Annotated in this window: 15 protein-coding genes, 1 tRNA gene and 1 riboswitch; of the genes, 8 read left to right on the forward strand and 8 right to left on the reverse strand. The window is 68.5% G+C overall.

The window, feature by feature from the left end:
- Positions 1–158 precede the first annotated feature (158 nt).
- The gene (locus ACFYY6_RS14170) at positions 159–908 is read left to right on the forward strand and encodes an MBL fold metallo-hydrolase (RefSeq protein WP_351516702.1); all 750 of its coding nucleotides are present in this window, start codon (positions 159–161) and stop codon (positions 906–908) included.
- Positions 909–1,063: 155 nt separating this feature from the next.
- Here ACFYY6_RS14170 and ACFYY6_RS14175 read toward each other — a convergent pair whose 3' ends face one another.
- Entirely contained in the window at positions 1,064–2,350 is a 1,287-nt protein-coding gene (locus ACFYY6_RS14175; protein WP_351626680.1) for a PTS transporter subunit EIIC, read from the reverse strand.
- Positions 2,351–2,630: 280 nt separating this feature from the next.
- Positions 2,631–3,941 carry a PTS transporter subunit EIIC gene (locus tag ACFYY6_RS14180; protein ID WP_386607636.1) on the reverse strand — a complete coding sequence of 437 codons (1,311 nt, stop codon included), beginning with the start codon at positions 3,939–3,941 and terminating at the stop codon, positions 2,631–2,633.
- 222 nt (positions 3,942–4,163) lie between these two features.
- Between ACFYY6_RS14180 and ACFYY6_RS14185 the strand changes: the two genes are divergently transcribed.
- The 4 genes from ACFYY6_RS14185 (at position 4,164) to rdgB (ending at position 6,634) form a co-directional block, all read left to right on the forward strand.
- Positions 4,164–4,397 carry a glucose PTS transporter subunit EIIB gene (locus tag ACFYY6_RS14185; protein ID WP_014046255.1) on the forward strand — a complete coding sequence of 78 codons (234 nt, stop codon included), beginning with the start codon at positions 4,164–4,166 and terminating at the stop codon, positions 4,395–4,397.
- A gap of 342 nt (positions 4,398–4,739) precedes the next feature.
- On the forward strand, positions 4,740–5,477 hold the full coding sequence (gene rph, locus ACFYY6_RS14190) for a ribonuclease PH (RefSeq protein WP_351516707.1): 738 nt from the start codon (positions 4,740–4,742) through the stop codon (positions 5,475–5,477).
- Positions 5,478–5,579: 102 nt separating this feature from the next.
- Positions 5,580–5,978: a hypothetical protein gene (locus ACFYY6_RS14195; RefSeq protein WP_351626672.1), complete on the forward strand. Its 399-nt coding sequence runs from the start codon at positions 5,580–5,582 to the stop codon at positions 5,976–5,978.
- A 53-nt stretch (positions 5,979–6,031) separates the two neighbouring features.
- Positions 6,032–6,634, forward strand: coding sequence for an RdgB/HAM1 family non-canonical purine NTP pyrophosphatase (gene rdgB, locus ACFYY6_RS14200; RefSeq protein WP_351626669.1), 603 nt, complete (start codon positions 6,032–6,034; stop codon positions 6,632–6,634).
- 55 nt (positions 6,635–6,689) lie between these two features.
- On the opposite strand, the gene ACFYY6_RS14205 is transcribed toward rdgB, so the two are convergent.
- The 5 genes from ACFYY6_RS14205 to bcp all read right to left on the reverse strand — a co-directional run bounded on the left by ACFYY6_RS14205 (position 6,690) and on the right by bcp (position 10,618).
- Positions 6,690–6,763: transfer RNA gene (locus ACFYY6_RS14205), tRNA-Leu, on the reverse strand.
- Positions 6,764–6,777: 14 nt separating this feature from the next.
- Positions 6,778–7,623, reverse strand: a complete 846-nt coding sequence (locus ACFYY6_RS14210; protein ID WP_389193236.1) for an HNH endonuclease — start codon at positions 7,621–7,623, stop codon at positions 6,778–6,780.
- Positions 7,620–8,240, reverse strand: a complete 621-nt coding sequence (locus tag ACFYY6_RS14215; protein WP_351516713.1) for an HNH endonuclease — start codon at positions 8,238–8,240, stop codon at positions 7,620–7,622. Before ACFYY6_RS14215 ends, ACFYY6_RS14210 begins: the two co-directional genes overlap by 4 nt.
- 171 nt (positions 8,241–8,411) lie before the next feature.
- A complete protein-coding gene (gene proP, locus ACFYY6_RS14220; RefSeq protein ID WP_389193239.1) occupies positions 8,412–9,908 on the reverse strand; it encodes a glycine betaine/L-proline transporter ProP in 1,497 nt (498 codons plus the stop codon).
- A gap of 242 nt (positions 9,909–10,150) precedes the next feature.
- On the reverse strand, positions 10,151–10,618 hold the full coding sequence (bcp, locus tag ACFYY6_RS14225) for a thioredoxin-dependent thiol peroxidase (RefSeq protein WP_351516716.1): 468 nt from the start codon (positions 10,616–10,618) through the stop codon (positions 10,151–10,153).
- Between the two features lie 127 nt (positions 10,619–10,745).
- On the opposite strand from bcp, the gene ACFYY6_RS14230 reads away from it, so the two are divergent.
- From ACFYY6_RS14230 to ACFYY6_RS14240, 3 genes are all read left to right on the forward strand, one after another.
- Complete coding sequence (locus tag ACFYY6_RS14230) at positions 10,746–11,066, forward strand: DUF3618 domain-containing protein (protein WP_351516717.1); 321 nt, start codon at positions 10,746–10,748, stop codon at positions 11,064–11,066.
- A 100-nt stretch (positions 11,067–11,166) separates the two neighbouring features.
- Positions 11,167–11,469 (forward strand): co-chaperone GroES, encoded by a 303-nt coding sequence (locus ACFYY6_RS14235; protein WP_107430514.1) that lies wholly within the window; start codon positions 11,167–11,169, stop codon positions 11,467–11,469.
- Positions 11,470–11,585: 116 nt separating this feature from the next.
- A riboswitch (guanidine-III (ykkC-III) riboswitch) is annotated at positions 11,586–11,644 on the forward strand.
- Between the two features lie 38 nt (positions 11,645–11,682).
- Positions 11,683–12,003, forward strand: coding sequence for a multidrug efflux SMR transporter (locus ACFYY6_RS14240; protein WP_351516718.1), 321 nt, complete (start codon positions 11,683–11,685; stop codon positions 12,001–12,003).
- On the opposite strand, the gene ACFYY6_RS14245 is transcribed toward ACFYY6_RS14240, so the two are convergent.
- On the reverse strand, positions 11,997–14,618 hold the full coding sequence (locus ACFYY6_RS14245) for a transglycosylase domain-containing protein (RefSeq protein ID WP_389193242.1): 2,622 nt from the start codon (positions 14,616–14,618) through the stop codon (positions 11,997–11,999). The genes ACFYY6_RS14240 and ACFYY6_RS14245 overlap by 7 nt on opposite strands.
- Positions 14,619–14,727: the final 109 nt, after the last annotated feature.

A 14,727-nucleotide genomic window follows, 5' to 3' on the forward strand; every position in this document is an offset into this window, starting at 1 on the left:
CCCCGGCCCTTCCGTCGAACCGGTGACAGCACAGGTGAGTTCCCCCACAACGGACGGCCACGGAGGAGCGACCGGTGGTTTCGCCCCTTACGCTCGTCGGACCGCTCAACAGACCGTACGAACCCTCCCCGTTCCCACGTCCCGGAGGTTCACGCTCCATGAAGCTCACCGTCGTCGGCTGCTCCGGCTCGTTCCCGTCCACGGTCTCACCGTGTTCGAGCTACCTCGTCGAGGCCGACGGCTTCAGGCTGCTCCTCGACATGGGCAACGGCGCCCTCGGAGAGCTGCAGCGCCACATCGGTCTCTACGACCTCGACGCCATCTTCCTGAGCCATCTCCATGCCGATCACTGCATCGACATGTGCGCGTACTTCGTCGTCCGCTACTACCGGTTCGGCGGCCGCCCCGCACCCCTCCCGGTCTTCGGTCCCGACGGCACCGAACAACGGCTGACCACGGCCCACGGCGACACCCCGTCCGAGCGGGCGATGAGCGAGGTCTTCGACTTCCACACACTGAAGCCGGGCTCGTTCGTGATCGGCCCCTTCTCCGTACGCGTCGAGAAGGTCTGCCACCCGGTCGACTCCTACGCCATCCGGATCGAGCACGGCGGCCGTTCGCTCACCTACTCCGGCGACACCGGGACCTGCGAGGCGCTGAACGAGCTCGCCGAAGGAGCCGACCTCTTCCTCTGCGAAGCATCGTTCATCCATGGCAAGGAGAACATTCCGGACCTCCACCTCAACGGCCGCGAGGCGGGCGAGATCGCCGCCCGCGCCGGAGTCGGACGGCTCGTCCTCACCCACATCCCGCCGTGGACCGACGCCGGCCGCAACCTGGCCGACGCCCGCGCGGTCTTCGACGGCCCGGCGTCGGTGGCGGCGGCGGGCGCGGTCTACGACGTCTGACCGCGCCCCGAGGACCGCACCCCGAAGAGCTGCCGCGCCCAGACGGCCACCGTGCCGCGCCCGCTGCCCGTCTCCGCCACCTCGCCTCCGCATTTTCCGCTTCGGCGGCTTCGGCAACTTCGCCGCGCCCGCTTCGCTCGGCTACTCCGCCTCGGCTACTTGGCCTCGGCCTTGAGGATCTCGGCGAGTTCCTCGTCGGACTCGCGGCCCGGCGTCGGCAGGTCGAACCTGGTGATCGCGAAGCGGAAGACCGCGTAGTAGACCACCGCGAAACAGAGCCCGACCAGCACCAGCAGCCACGGCTTGGTCGCGATTCCCAGGTTCAGCAGGAAGTCGACCGCACCCGCCGAGAAGCCGAAACCGTCCTTCATCCCGAGGCCCCAGGTGAGGGCCATCGAGACACCGGTCAGCACCGCGTGCACCGCGTACAGCACCGGGGCGATGAACATGAACGTGAACTCGATCGGCTCGGTCACACCGGTCACGAACGCGGTGAGCGCGAGGGACAACATCATGCCGCCGACGACCTTGCGACGCTCCGGACGGGCGCAGTGGACGATCGCGAGGCAGGCCGCCGGAAGGGCGAACATCATGATCGGGAAGAACCCGGTCATGAACTGCCCGGCCGTCGGGTCACCGGCCAGGAAGCGGTTGATGTCGCCGCTCTTGCCGTTGAACTCACCGGCCTGGAACCACGGGAACGAGTTCAGCAGGTGGTGCATGCCGACCGGGATCAGCGCACGGTTGGCGACGCCGAAGATGCCCGCGCCGACCGCGCCGGAACCGACCAGCCACTCACCGAGGTTGTGCAGTCCGGTGCCGAGTACCGGCCAGATGTAGCCGAAGGCGATGCCGATGACCAGGCCCGCGAACGCGGAGAGGATCGGGACCAGGCGGCGACCGCCGAAGAAGCCCGCCCAGGCCGGCAGCTTCGTCCGGTAGAAGCGCTGGTAGAGCAGCGCGACCACGATGCCCATCACCACACCGCCGAGGACCTTCGCGTCCACGGGGGCGTCCGTCATCACGATCTTGCCGTCGACCACCTTCGCGACCTGCGGAAGATTGCTGTCGGTGAAGGTGGCGAGCACCTTCTGGAAGACCAGGTAACCGGTGACGGCCGCGAGCGCGGTCGAGCCGTCCGACTTCTTGGCGAAGCCGATCGCGATGCCGACGGCGAACAGCAGCGCCATGTTGTCGAGGATGGCGTTGCCACCCGCGGCCATGAAGCTCGCGATCTTGGTGATGAAGCCGGGGAACGACTCCCTGCCGAGCATGTCGTCATTGCCGAGGCGGACCAGCAGCGCGGCCGCGGGCAGCACCGCGACCGGCAGCATGAGGCTGCGGCCGATGCGCTGCATGACAGCCATGGCACCGGCGCCCTTCTTCTTGCCGGCCGAGGGCTTCCCGGTGGCCGCGGGGGCGGCGGTGTCTGCCGTGGACATCAACTTCCTCCATGGGGGCGAGGCGCGGCCCGCGGCGTCGATGAGGGAGCCATCGACGAGGGGGGAAGGGCGGCGACTCGGAGAACGCGGCAGAGCGCCACGTGGTCTGCACCATTCAGTGGTTTAGACCAGTTGTAACACGGTGTGGGCCAGATAAGGAACCTATGATTCCGGATTTCTTCGCAATCGTGATTCCGCGCATGGGGCGACAGTGTGGAGAGCCCCGGACAGCAGCGTTCGAGGGCCTCCTCCGGACGGGCCGAAAGGCCCGTTCGACGTGCTACTTCGTGAGGTTCCCCTCGATCTCCTCCGCCACCTCCTCGGGCTCCCGTCCCGGCGTCTGGAGGTTGAACCTGGTGATCGCGAACCGGAAGATCACGTAGTAGACGGCGGCGAACACCAGGCCGATCGGAATGATCAGCCACGGTTTGGTCGCCAGGCTCCAGTTGATGACGTAGTCGATCAGGCCCGCCGAGAAGCTGAAGCCGTCCTTGACCCCGAGCGCCCAGGTCACCGCCATCGAGACGCCGGTGAGCACGGCGTGGATCCCGTACAGCAGGGGCGCGACGAAGAGGAACGAGTACTCGATCGGCTCGGTGATACCCGTCACGAACGACGTCAGCCCGACCGAGAGCATCATGCCGCCGACCGCCTTGCGGCGATGCGGCTTGGCGCAGTGATGGATCGCCAGCGCCGCCGCCGGAAGGGCGAACATCATGATCGGGAAGAAGCCCGAGGTGAACTGCCCGGCCGTCGGGTCGCCCGCCAGGAACCGGTTGATGTCACCGTGCACCACCGTCCCGTCCGGCTTGGTGAAGTCGCCGAACTGGAACCAGGTGAAGGTGTTCAGGAACTGGTGCAGACCGATGACCAGCAGCGCGCGGTTGGCGATGCCGAAGACGCCGGAACCCGCCCAGTCCAGGTCCACCAGCCACTTGGAGAAGCTGGTCAGACCGTCCCCGATCGGCTGCCACAGCCAGGCGCACAGTGCCGCGAAGAGCAGGCCGACGAAGGCCATGATGATCGGAACGAGCCTGCGGCCGTTGAAGAAGCCCAGCCAGTCCACCAGCTTGACCCGGTGGTAGCGCTGCCAGAACCAGGCGGACAGCAGCCCCATCACGATGCCGCCGAACACCCCGGGGTTCTGGTACTCGGCCGCCGTGACCTTGGCGTCCTTCGTGACACAGGTCCCCGACCAGGTGCCGCCCGAGGTGAACGTCGAACCCGGTGCGCAGTCCACCGGGAAGGCGTGCAGCACCGCGTAGTAGACGAGGAAGCCCGCCACCGCGGCGAGTGCCGTCGACCCGTCCGCCTTCTTCGCCATGCCGATCGCCACACCGATGCAGAACAACAACGGCAGACCGAGCCCCGAATCGAGCAGCGCACCGCCCGCCGCCGCGAACACCTTGGCCACGCTGTCCCAGCCCAGGCCCTCGTCACCGAACACGTCCGGCTGGCCCAGCCGGTTGAGGATGCCCGCCGCGGGCAGGACGGCGATCGGGAGCTGGAGGCTGCGCCCCATCTTCTGAAGGCTCTGGAAGAAGCTGTTCCACCATGTCTTCCGCGGTACTGCGGTACTGCTGGAGCTCATCGGTGTCCTCCCCGGAACCGGCGCGTCCACCGGTCGGTGCAAACTGGTGTAGACCACTTGAGGTACGGTGCGTAACCCGTCCGGCGGACAAGGCGCCGGTGATCGTCATCATTGAGGATGGACCGGTCACTCGCCCGCGAAGCTGGGCCAAACGTGCGTTACGGTGACGAAACGGACCCAGGGTGGGCCGTCGCACGCATGTGAACAAGCAGGGAGAACGCCATGGCCAGCAAGGCCGAGAAGATCGTCGCCGGGCTCGGCGGCATCGACAACATCGACGAGATCGAAGGCTGCATCACGCGCCTCCGCACCGAGGTCCACGACCCCAGCAAGGTCGACGAGGCCGCGCTCAAGGCCGCGGGGGCCCACGGCGTCGTCAAGATGGGCACCGCGATCCAGGTCGTCATCGGCACCGACGCCGACCCCATCGCCGCCGACATCGAAGACATGATGTGACCGGCCGGACCCTACGCAGGACCTCCCGCGCGACCGCTCGCCCGACCGTACGCGGCACTTCCCGTACGACCGCGACCGCACACGGGACCACCCGCCGAGCCCGCCGCCCTCGGCCCCTCGGCTGAGCCGGACCGCCAGGCGTCACCACAGGCCCCGCCCCGCCGGACGGGGCCTGTGCCGCACCCGGTCGACCGCCTCCCCGGACCACGGCTTCGGACCTCCGTGCGGACCGCGCGCGAGGACGGGACCGGGCCGCTCCGCCCCCGGAGGCCGTACCACACCCGACCGGACCCGCACCGCACCCGAACGGGCGCCATCCCCGCACCCGATAGGGTCGACACCATGTCTCGTATCGACGGCCGCACCCCCGAACAGCTCCGCCCCGTCACCATTGAACGCGGATGGAGCAAGCACGCCGAAGGCTCCGTCCTCATCTCCTTCGGCGACACCAAGGTCTTCTGCACCGCCTCCGTCACCGAGGGCGTCCCCCGCTGGCGCAAGGGCAGCGGCGAAGGCTGGGTCACCGCCGAGTACTCGATGCTGCCCCGCTCCACCAACACCCGCGGCGACCGCGAGTCCGTACGCGGCAAGATCGGCGGCCGCACCCACGAGATCAGCCGGCTCATCGGCCGCTCCCTGCGCGCCGTCGTCGACTTCAAGGCCCTCGGCGAGAACACCATCGTCCTCGACTGCGACGTCCTCCAGGCCGACGGCGGCACCCGCACCGCCGCCATCACCGGCGCCTACGTCGCCCTCGCCGACGCCGTCACCTGGGCCCAGGGCAAGAAGCTCGTCAAGCACGGCCGCAAGCCCCTGACCGGCACCGTCTCCGGCGTCAGCGTCGGCATCGTCGACGGCACCCCCCTCCTCGACCTCTGTTACGAGGAGGACGTCCGCGCCGAGACCGACATGAACGTCGTCTGCACCGGCGACGGCCGCTTCGTCGAGGTCCAGGGCACCGCCGAGACCACCCCCTTCGACCGCAAGGAACTGGGCACCCTCCTCGACCTCGCCACCGCGGGCTGCACCGAGCTCACCGCCCTCCAGACCGAGGCCCTCGCCCGCACGACCGGCGAGTGAGGAAGCAACCACATACGCACCGCGAGGCGTCGTTACGAGCACGGGCGCACGGATCGAACCGTGCGCCCGTCCGCGTATCCGCACCCGGGGAGGAACCGCACCATGGCCGAGGCAACCCGTCACCGCCGCACCACCGCCGCGCTGACCCTGACCGCAGTCGCCCTCACCCTCACCGCGGCGGCCGGCTGCGGCGCCGTCGACAAGGCACTCGACTGCGTACGCACCGCCGATGCGATCGCCACCAGTGTCGACAACCTCCAGCAGGCCGCCTCCAACGCCTCGAACGACCCCACCCAGGCGTCCGAAGCTCTCGACGAGATCGAGAAGGAACTGGGCGAACTCGGCGACACCGCCGGTGACGCCGACCTCGGCAAGGCCGTCGACCACCTCGAAACCGCCGTCGGCAACATCCGCGACGCCATCGAGAAGGGCGAAACGGCCCCCGACATCACCCCGGTCGTCGATGCCGCCTCGGAGATCGGCAAGATCTGCACGCCCTGACCGGACCCGACGCGCCGAACGGGCTCCACGCGCCACCCCCGATACTGGGGGGCATGACCCGCCTCATCCTCGCCACCCGCAACACCGGGAAGATCACCGAACTCCACGCGATCCTCGCCGACGCCGGCCTCGACCACGAACTCGTCGGCGCGGACGCGTACCCCCATGTCCCGGACGTCAAGGAGACCGGCGTCACGTTCGCGGAGAACGCCCTCCTGAAGGCCCACGCCCTCGCGAAGGCCACCGGCCACCCGGCCATCGCCGACGACTCCGGCCTCTGCGTCGACGTCCTGGGCGGCGCCCCCGGCATCTTCTCCGCCCGCTGGGCAGGCACCCACGGAGACGACCGGGCCAACCTGGACCTGCTCCTGGCCCAGCTCTCCGACATCGACACCCCCCACCGCGGCGCCCACTTCGCCTGCGCGGCGGCCCTGGCCCTCCCCGACGGCACGGAACGCGTGGTCGAGGGCCGCCTCACCGGCACCCTGCGCCACACCCCGTCCGGCACCAACGGCTTCGGCTACGACCCGATCCTCCAGCCGGACGGCGAGACCCGCACCTGCGCGGAACTGACCCCGGCCGAGAAGAACGCGATCAGCCACCGCGGCAAGGCGTTCCGGGCCCTGGTGCCGGTGGTGCGGGAGTTGGTGAGGTGATTGACAGAAGATGCCTGGCCCCCTTCGAGGGAGGTCAGGCACCTTCTGTGCTCGGTGCGCCCGGTCGGATTCGAACCGACACAACACGGCTACCTAAAAGCCGTCGCTCCCCAGTTGGCGTACGGGCGCAGGCCAAGGCCATGTTACTGCGTTGTGAGGGGTGGGCGGGGGCGATTGGCGAAAGTACCTGTTTGGCTGTGGCAGGACGGGCACAGGTACCGCAAGTTCTCACGACGGTTGTCCAGTCTGTCTCCATTGATGTGGTCGATCTCCAGAACCAGCCGTTTGCCCTGCCAGACATCCCCGAGACCACATGCGGCGCACTGGTGCGGTAGGCCCAGGTCGTCAAGGGCGCGTCGCAGTTGTACGGTTCTCGTTCTGGGCGAGGACGGGGCGAGCCGTGTCAGGATCTCCGCCGCAGGTTTGCGGCGGGGAGACGCCGTTCCCAGGAAGTGGCCCTGTCCGGTGAAGTGCTCGACCGAGATGCCGTGCGCTTCAATGCTCCGTTTCACGAGAGCGCGGGATGCGCCGTTGTCGGCACGGCCGAGAAGCTTGAGCGTGGCGGAGACACTGAACGGTGCCCCGACCGCCGCCACCAACTCGTTTCGATCCAGGATGCCTGCTTCGTAGCGACGGCCACGCGTGAAGTGCGAGGTGTCGATGCCGTATTGATCGAGCTTCTTGCGGATGTGGCCGTATGGGCTGTCATGTGGCGGAAGATCCATGTACTCCAGCACTTCCCGGATGCTGTGGGAATGCGCCGCCGCTTCGGCAAGCAACTCTCTTGGGTAGGAACGGCGTTTCCGTTCCGGCAGGGATTCTTCGTGAAAGTGTGAAGTGTCGATGCCGTAGTGCCGTAGGCGCCTCTTCAGATAGGCGTGCGGACCACTGCCGAGTGCGATGCCGAGTCTGCGCATCAGGTCCACCATGCTGACCGATTCGGCCACGGTCCGCACCAGCAAGTCGCGTGTGTACTTCGGGGCGCTCATCCGGTTGTCCGTTTCCGCCCGCGGTAGGTGTCGGTCACGGAGTGACAGTTGGGGCAGAGGAACCGTAAGTTTTCCGGCCGGTTGTCCCACCAGTCGGCGTTCTTGTGATCCACCTCAAGCCTCAGTGGCCTGCCGTTCCACATCGTGCCTGTTCCGCATCTTGCGCAGCGCTCCGGCACACCCAGCCGGAGAAGTTCTCGCCGGAGCCGAGCGTGGTGGATTCGCCCGTCCTGCGGAGAGCCGAGCACGAGCAGCCCGCCATGTGGGACCTCGATGCGACCTCGGCGCTTCGCGAAATGGGTTGTGTCGATGCCCAGCGCGGCGATCCGTCGACTGAAGTGGGTGTGGCTGCCGCCCACGGGGCTGACTCCCAGTCGTTGCAAAACTTCTTTGACCGAGGTGGACGCCGCTACGGATTCCCGAAGAGCCTCGTCCGAGTGGCGAACCCACTTCTTCGTGAAATGTGAGGTGTCCACCCCCGCCGCTGCCATCTTCTGCCGCAGATAACGCCTGCTGCCCGCTGTGGGCGTGCCCCCGCACCAGCGGACCGCGTCGTCGTAGGTGTTCGTCTCGCGCGCTGCCTCTTCGAGCAGGTCTCGCGTGTATCGACGGGTCATCGATCCCCTCCGTATCCGACCGCGCGTTCGTGGTCTCGTACGGAGTAACGGTCCGTTTGTCGGAGAGTCACGTCCTATATCCGACAAGATATGGAATGGTTCGTGCCGCTTCAGGTGAAGCTGAAGTGGCACGAACCGTTCCGTTCGGGCCTGCCATACGGCCCTTCCGGGTCAGAACTTCGGGTCGGGGGTCTGGGACGCGGCCAGTTCCGCCGCCTCCTCGGGGGTCTCCACCGACGGCGGGGAGCCGGCCAGGGGCTTGCAGGCGGTCTCCTTCATGCACGCCACGGAGATCGCGCCGACCAGGGCGGCGGCCATCGCGTAGTAGGCGGGCATCAGCTCGCTGCCGCTCCAGCTGATCAGGGCCGTGATCACCAGTGGGGTCGTACCGCCGAACAGGGACGCCGAGAGGTTGTAGCCCACCGAGAGGGAGCCGTAGCGGACATGGGTGGGGAAGAGGGCCGGGAGGGCGGCGGACATGGTGCCGAGCATGCAGACCAGGGAGAGGCCCAGCATCAGCATGCCGGCCGTGATGGCGAACATGCCGCCCTGGCGGATGAGGAGGAACGCGGGGAGGGAGAGGAGGAAGAAGCCGAGCATGCCGGTCATCAGGAGCGGCTTGCGCCCGAAGCGGTCCGACAGCCGGCCGACCCGGCTGATGACCAGCATCAGGAGGACCATGACCGCGAGCAGCACGAGCAGGCCGTGGGTCTCGCTGTAGCCGAGTTCGTCGGAGAGATAGGTCGGCATGTACGACAGCACCATGTAGTCGGTGATGTTGTACGCGCCGACGAGGCAGACGCAGAGGATCAGCGTCGGCCAGTACTGCCGGAAGATGATGGCGAGGTCGCCCTTGGTCGTGGTCTCGATCCCGTCGGCGGCGTCCGTCGCGTGGACGGTGCCGCCCTCCAGTTTCTGGAAGGCGGGCGTTTCGTCCAGGCGCAGCCGCAGATAGAGGCCGACCAGGCCGAGGGGGCCCGCGACGAGGAACGGGATGCGCCAGCCCCAGCTCTCCATCTGGGCGGGGTCGAGCAGCGCGGTGAGGGCGGTGACGAGTCCGGCGGCGCCGACGTAGCCGCCCAGGGTGCCGAATTCGAGGAAGCTGCCGAAGTAGCCGCGGCGTTTGTCGGGGGCGTACTCGGCGATGAAGGTGGAGGCGCCGCCGTACTCGCCGCCGGTGGAGAACCCCTGGACGAGGCGGAAGAGGATCAGTAGGGCGGGGGCCCAGAGGCCGATCGAGGCGTGGGAGGGGATGACTCCGATCGCGAAGGTGCCGAGCGCCATCATGATCATGGTGAGGGCGAGGACCTTCTTGCGGCCGATCCTGTCGCCCATGGGGCCGAAGAAGATGCCGCCGAGGGGCCGTACGAGGAAGGCGACGGCGAAGGTGGCGAAGGAGGAGAGGAGTTGGGTGGTGTCGTTCCCGGACGGGAAGAAGACATGGCCCAGCGTGACGGCCAGGTAGGAGTAGATCCCGAAGTCGAACCACTCCATGGCGTTGCCGAGCGACGCGGCCTTCACGGCGCGGCGGACGGCCCGTTCGTCGGTGACGGTGATGTCCGTCCGGCGCAGTTTGGGGTTCTTCCGCTGCCGGATCGCGCGGAAGAGGGTGGGGTGGCGTTTCACCGCTTCCGGATCGGCCGCCTGATGGGGGTCGGGGGCCGCCATGACCGGGTCCTTTCCTCGGATGGGTGTTCCAGGAAGGGCTTCTGCGCGGTCATGGCGGCCTCAAACCGGTGCGGCGGCGGAATGCGACGTCCCTCACATGCGGATGGTTACCGTGGCATGCGGGTGTTCCTCAGCCGCGTTGGGCCGTTCGGGGTGGTCCTGGGCGGGAGCCGGGGCGCCGGGTCCGATGCCGGGGCCGGGGCCGGGGCCGGGGCCGGGCCGCCGGGGATCGGGTGGCGGGGTCAGATGCCGAGGTCCTTGATGATCTTGGCTACGTGGCCGGTGGCCTTGACGTTGTAGAGGGCCCGTTCGACCTTGCCGTCCTCGTCCACGACGATCGTGGAACGGATGACTCCCGTCACTGTTTTGCCGTAGAGCTTCTTCTCCCCGAAGGCGCCGTACGCCGTGAGGACCTCCTTGGAGGGGTCGCCGACCAGGGTGACCTGGAGGTTCTCCTTCTCGCGGAACTTGGCGAGCTTCTCGGGCTTGTCGGGGGAGACGCCGATGACGTCGTATCCGGCTTCGGCGAGCAGCGCCAGGTTGTCGGTGAAGTCGCAGGCCTGCTTGGTGCAGCCGGGGGTCAGGGCGGCCGGGTAGAAGTAGACGATGACCTTGCGGCCCTTGTGGTCGGCGAGCGAGATCTCGTTGCCGTCGGCGTCGGGGAGGGTGAAGGCGGGGGCGGTGTCGCCGGGCTGGAGTCGCTCGCTCATGGTTCTCCTCAAGTGGCGCGTGCGGTGTACGGGACCGAGCGTAATAGGGGTGCCGTCGGGTGCGTGGGCGGTCGAGCTGACAGACTGTCGATGAAGATTGACGGACGAGTACCACGGAGGCGGCGCGGTGTCGGATGCCAGGACCCCTGCGCAGATCGAGGCGGACATCATCAGCAGGCGTGAACAGCTCGCGGTGGTGCTCGATGAGATCGGGGTGCGGGTGCACCCGAAGACGATCATGGATGATGCGAAGGCCAAGGCCGCCGAGGCGGTGGACCGGACGGCCGGTCGGGCCTTCGTCGCGGTGAACCGGGCGGTGTCGGACGTGAAGGCGCAGTTCGTGGCCGAGGACGGGGCGCCGCGTCTGGAGCGTGTCGTGCCGGTGGCGCTGCTCGCGGTCGGTGTCGTGGGGCTGATCGTGACGTCGAGGAAGCGCGGGAAGAGCTGATGCGGCGATCTGTGCACCCCGGAGGCGTGCGGAGCGGTGTCGGGCAGGTAGGTTGCGGGTCGTGAGTGAGAACAACACCGACGACAAGCTGCCCATCCGCATGTTGCACGACCGTGTGCTGGTCCGGTCCGATGCGCCGGAGGGCGAGCGGCGTTCGGGCGGCGGGATCCTGATTCCGGCGACGGCCGCGGTCGGCCGTCGGCTGGCCTGGGCCGTGGTGGTCGCCGTGGGCCAGAACGTGCGGACGGTGGAGCCGGGGGACCGGGTGCTGTTCGACCCCGAGGACCGTGCGGAGGTCGAGGTGCGTGGTGTGGCGTATGTGCTGATGCGTGAGCGGGATCTGCACGCGGTGGCGGCGGACCGGTTCGAGGGGTCGGAGGATTCGACCGGGCTGTATCTGTAGCCCGATCCGGCGGCCCGCGTCGTTCACTCCGCGCTGTCCTGGCGCGCGGGGTGCGAGTGCCGTGTGCGGTGCAGGGGCCCAGTGACCGAGGTCACCGGGCCTTTTGCGTGTGCTTTGCTACGGTGGACCCACCCGACGAGACGCGCCGTACCGGGATTCGCAAAGACGACGCACCTGGTAGTTCGCCTGTTCTGTCTCGTCGGAGGTGTCGTCATGGCGTGGGTTCTGCTGGTGCTCGCCGGTCTCCTGGAAGTGGCCTGGTCGATCGGTATGAAGTACACGGACGGGTTCACGCGGCTGTGGCCGAGTGTGTTCACCGGGTTCGGGATCGTGGCGAGCATGGTGCTGCTGTCCCATGCGGCGCGGACGCTGCCGATCGGTACGGCGTACGGGGTGTGGGTCGGCATCGGTGCGGCCGGTGCGGCGGTGCTCGGCATGGTGGTCCTGGGTGAGCCGGCGACCGCCGCCCGGATATTTTTCGTCTGTCTGCTGCTGGTGGCCGTCGTGGGGCTGAAGGCGACGTCCGGTCACTGACGCGGTGCCGTGCTGGTGTGCGGCGGGGGTGTGGCCCGGGGGGTATGCGTGTCCGGGGGCGCGGGAGTGACCCCGGTGCCCGGGCGGGGTGCGTGTTCTGTGGCGCCTCCGGTTCCGGCGCCGGGTCCGCCCGCGTTGCCGTTCCCGGCCGCGTGCCCGACCCCGGGGACCTGCGTCCCGCCGCCGGTGGGTGCGCCGCTTCCGGGCTTGGGCGGTTTGGCGGGCGGGGCGGATCCGCGGTGGGCCGGTGGGCCGTAGAGGTTCTCGTACGGTCTTCTGGTGCCGTACCTCCCGTCGCCGTACCTCCCGTCGCCGTACCTTCCGTTGTCGTGCCTTCCGTCGCCGTAGGGGTCCTCGATCTCCCACTCGGCGTAGTCGAGGTCTTCTTCGTCGAAGCCGTTTTCGAGGTGGAGGTCGAAGCTCTTGGCCGCGCTGTCGAGCAGTGCCGCACCGGTGTACTGGCCCCAGATCCGGGCGGGTGGTCCGCCGCCGCTCATGCGGGAGAGCCCGAGTGCTCCGTAGAGCGATTTCTGTGCGCCGGTCTTGGGGTCCTGGCCCATGACGGCGATGACGGTGGCGAGGTCGGGGGTGTAGCCGGCGAACCAGGCGGCCCGGTCCTCCTCGGCGGTGCCGGTCTTGCCCGCGGCGGGGCGACCGGCGGACTGGGCGGCGGTTCCGGTGCCGTCCTCGACGACGCTCCGGAGCATCCAGGTGGTGGTGTCGGCGGCTTCGCGGGGCACGGCCTGTCCGGTGTTCCGGCCGGGCAGTGCCAGGTCTTCGCCGTCCTTGCTGACCTTGTCGACGAGGATGTGCGCGTGGTGCACGCCGTGGTTGGCGAGGGTGGCGTACGCCTCGGTCATGTCGAGGACGCTGGCGGTGGCGACACCGAGGGCGATGGACGGTGAAGCGGTGAGGTCGGGGGTGTTCTTGGGGATGCCGAGGGCGACTGCGGTCCGGCCGACCTCGGCGGGGCCGACGTCCTGGGCCATCTGGGCGTAGACGGCGTTGACGGACCGGTCGGTGGCGCTGCTCACGGTGATGCGGCCGTAGCTCCGGTCGTCCTCGTTGGCGGGGGCGTAGCCGGTGGGGCCGTTGCGTCCCTGGACCATGCGTTTGGTGGTGCCGTCGTAGATGGTGGCGGGGGTGATGCGGCGGCCGCCCTGGGTGGTGGAGTCGTTGGCGACGGCGGAGGCGAAGACGAACGGCTTGAAGGTGGAGCCGACCTGGTAGTCGCGGCGGGTCGCGTTGTTCACGTACTGCTTGGTGTAGTCGAAGCCGCCGTACATGGCGACGACCCGGCCGGTGGCGGGGTCGATGGAGGCGCCGCCGACGCGGACGTGGCGGTCGATGTCGCGTTGGGTGCTGGTCTGGGAGGTGACGTTGTCATCGACGGCCTTGACGAGGGCGTTCTGCTTCTTCTTCTCCAGGGTGGTGGTGATCCGGTAGCCGCCGGTGGCCAGGGTGTTCTCGTCGATGACGCCGTGGGCGGCGAGGTAGTCGTCGATGGCCTGGACGATGTAGCCGCGCTGTCCGGAGAGCCCGGTGGGCGGCCTGACCTTGCCGGGTACGGGGAATTTCATGGCGGCCCGTTCGGCGGGGCTGATCCACTTCTCCTTGACCATGCCGTCGAGGACGTAGCGCCAGCGGGCGAGGACCGCGGTCCTGTTCTCGGGGTGGACGACGACGTCGTACGCGCTGGGGGCGTTGAGGAGGGAGGCGAGGTAGGCGCCCTCGGCGGTGGTGATCCGGTCGATGTCCTTGCCGTAGTAGGCCAGGGCTGCGGCCTGGATGCCGTAGGCGTTGCGGCCGAAGTAGCTGGTGTTGAGGTAGCCCTCGAGGATCTGGCTCTTGGACTGTTCGCGGTTGAGCTTGACCGCGATGAAGAGTTCCTTGACCTTGCGCGGGACGGTCCGTTCCTGGCCCAGGTAGTAGTTCTTGACGTACTGCTGGGTGATGGTCGATCCGCCCTGGGTGCCCTTGCCGGTGAGGGTGTTCCAGGCAGCGCGGGTCATGGCCTTGAGGTCGATGGCCCGTTCGGAGTAGAAGTCGCGGTCCTCCGCGGCGAGGACGGCGCGCTGGACGGTGAGCGGGACCTGGGAGAGTCTGACGTTCTCCCGGTTGACCTTGCCGGAGCGGGCGATGACGCTGCCGTCCCGGTAGAGGTAGACGTTGGACTGCGCGGTGGCGTTGGCGTTGGCGGCCGGGATGTCGACGAGTTGGTATCCGGCGATGAGTCCGCCGAGCAGGAGCAGGGCCACCAGGAGCAGGGCGCCGACGGCGGTGCGCAGGGCGCCGGCGAACCGGCGTCGGCCGGTCCGCTCGGGGCGTTCGTCCTCCTGCGGCTCGTCGGTGCCACTGCCGTCGTCGTGCCGTGCGGGGTTGGCGTTGCCGGTGGTGTCGGTGTTGTTGTTCCTGCCGACAGTGCCTGGGCCATCAGCGGCACCTTTGGTGCCTGCGGTGCCGACGGCATCGGTGATGCGAGCGGTGTCAGTGGCGTCAGTGGTGTCGGTGATTCCGGCGGTGCCGGTGCTGCTGTCGGCGCGGGCGGACGGGGCCCCGGAGGGCTGGTTGCCGGGTTCGTGTCTCCCGCTCGGCTGCTGTGGCTCGTCGCTCATGTCGGTGCAGACTCCTCGGCCGCGGTCACTTCCCCCATAGTGCACTTTTCTGGCTCATACGCACCGGATCGACCACCGAAAAGCGCTCGCGGTGACCGCCCACTCGGGG

Origin of the sequence: Streptomyces sp. NPDC001750, from assembly GCF_042892615.1 — a bacterium.
In the GTDB taxonomy this organism is placed as follows: domain Bacteria; phylum Actinomycetota; class Actinomycetes; order Streptomycetales; family Streptomycetaceae; genus Streptomyces.

What these genes read in the sequence shown, in the direction of transcription:
- ACFYY6_RS14170 (WP_351516702.1), top strand. Translation starts at nt 159, where the DNA reads ATGAAGCTCACCGTCGTCGGCTGCTCCGGCTCGTTCCCGTCCACGGTC.
- ACFYY6_RS14175 (WP_351626680.1), bottom strand. Translation starts at nt 2,350, where the DNA reads ATGTCCACGGCAGACACCGCCGCCCCCGCGGCCACCGGGAAGCCCTCG.
- ACFYY6_RS14180 (WP_386607636.1), bottom strand. Translation starts at nt 3,941, where the DNA reads ATGAGCTCCAGCAGTACCGCAGTACCGCGGAAGACATGGTGGAACAGC.
- ACFYY6_RS14185 (WP_014046255.1), top strand. Translation starts at nt 4,164, where the DNA reads ATGGCCAGCAAGGCCGAGAAGATCGTCGCCGGGCTCGGCGGCATCGAC.
- rph (WP_351516707.1), top strand. Translation starts at nt 4,740, where the DNA reads ATGTCTCGTATCGACGGCCGCACCCCCGAACAGCTCCGCCCCGTCACC.
- ACFYY6_RS14195 (WP_351626672.1), top strand. Translation starts at nt 5,580, where the DNA reads ATGGCCGAGGCAACCCGTCACCGCCGCACCACCGCCGCGCTGACCCTG.
- rdgB (WP_351626669.1), top strand. Translation starts at nt 6,032, where the DNA reads ATGACCCGCCTCATCCTCGCCACCCGCAACACCGGGAAGATCACCGAA.
- ACFYY6_RS14210 (WP_389193236.1), bottom strand. Translation starts at nt 7,623, where the DNA reads ATGAGCGCCCCGAAGTACACACGCGACTTGCTGGTGCGGACCGTGGCC.
- ACFYY6_RS14215 (WP_351516713.1), bottom strand. Translation starts at nt 8,240, where the DNA reads ATGACCCGTCGATACACGCGAGACCTGCTCGAAGAGGCAGCGCGCGAG.
- proP (WP_389193239.1), bottom strand. Translation starts at nt 9,908, where the DNA reads ATGGCGGCCCCCGACCCCCATCAGGCGGCCGATCCGGAAGCGGTGAAA.
- bcp (WP_351516716.1), bottom strand. Translation starts at nt 10,618, where the DNA reads ATGAGCGAGCGACTCCAGCCCGGCGACACCGCCCCCGCCTTCACCCTC.
- ACFYY6_RS14235 (WP_107430514.1), top strand. Translation starts at nt 11,167, where the DNA reads ATGTTGCACGACCGTGTGCTGGTCCGGTCCGATGCGCCGGAGGGCGAG.
- ACFYY6_RS14240 (WP_351516718.1), top strand. Translation starts at nt 11,683, where the DNA reads ATGGCGTGGGTTCTGCTGGTGCTCGCCGGTCTCCTGGAAGTGGCCTGG.
- ACFYY6_RS14245 (WP_389193242.1), bottom strand. Translation starts at nt 14,618, where the DNA reads ATGAGCGACGAGCCACAGCAGCCGAGCGGGAGACACGAACCCGGCAAC.